The sequence below is a fragment of the Oleiphilus sp. HI0061 genome, assembly GCF_001635675.1.
This window is the reverse complement of the sequence record NZ_LWFE01000093.1, coordinates 1-1,085: the sequence shown is the minus strand read 5'-3', so window position 1 is coordinate 1,085 and position 1,085 is coordinate 1. Positions and strand designations below refer to the sequence as shown.

General features: G+C 44.1%; 2 protein-coding genes. Both read right to left on the bottom strand.

The features are described 5' to 3' along the window. Positions 1 to 379 (bottom strand): hypothetical protein (locus A3735_RS01190; protein WP_156499298.1); only part of this gene is annotated, 379 nt, incomplete at its 3' end. 43 nt (positions 380 to 422) lie between these two features. Next, positions 423 to 1,085, bottom strand: a 663-nt coding sequence (locus A3735_RS01185; protein ID WP_068637413.1) for a hypothetical protein, incomplete at its 5' end; no start/stop codon positions are given.

Below are 1,085 nucleotides of genomic sequence, written 5' to 3'. Positions count from 1 at the left end.
AATCAAAACCATCAAGTGCATACTGAAAATCTTTTGGCCAGGTTTGGCGTTCGCCTTTGAGAAAAACACTTTTCTGATTGATGTCGAGAGAAAAGTTTCGGTCTTCTGAAATAAACCAGCCATCAAGCGACAGCGAATCCAAATTTAGCGTTAGAGGAAAATCCAGAGAATCTATCAACCCTTGTACGGGAATAAATGTATTCTCGGGTGTTTGATAGACGAAAAGAGATTCTTCGAGTAATAGCTGATCGTAACTTAATTGTACGATCAGTATATTATCCTCTGCCAACTCAACAGGTTCTGGAGGGAGCTCTGCAAAAGCATGCTCCCATACAGCTAAGTAAACGAGAAAAATCGAGAGGCCGGCATAGCGTGGCATATTAGGTAAAATCCATCTTACGTTATAAGAGTCTGCCAGGTGTCTAGAATGTTATCGTTTGCTCGATGACATTGCTGCCACCAAACTTTTCGTCCTCAGTAAAGCGTAGAAGATATTCTTTTCCAGTTAATGATGCCGCTTGGCTTAAGCGGACTTTGACTAGTCGTTTTAAAGTTGGAGTATATAAAGCGATACCTCGAATAAAGCCTACGCGGGAGCCAAGTTGCTCACCGTTCTTCTCATATAGTTCCACGTTCCCATAGAGAGAAAAATTTCCTTGGCGATGTAGCGAGAAGTGGAGCTCTTCTACTTGCTCGTTTTGCACGATTGGCTGAATGTCAGAGATGCTTGCCGTGGTCGTAGAAGCGCCTTTTCTAACGATTACGGGGATTGCTAGTTTTAATACTGGCTGAACGGCAAGGTTTAGTTGGATATCTTCATCGTTCTTTGGGGTAGCCGGAGAGTTCGCGTCAGCTTTTTGCGGGATCTGTTTAAGTACCAGGTGAGATAGATATTCCCCTTCTGCCAAACCTTTAGGGCGTCGAGCGGCGACACGAATTGTTTGAGATCCACCGGCAGGAATATCAACTCGGCGAGGGGAGTAACGAATCATATCGCCTGCATAGGGCCCACCTTCTTCTGGGTTTTCTATATCAACGATACTGCCGTCTTCTTTCATATACTTGTGCTCGAAGTATATTTGGTA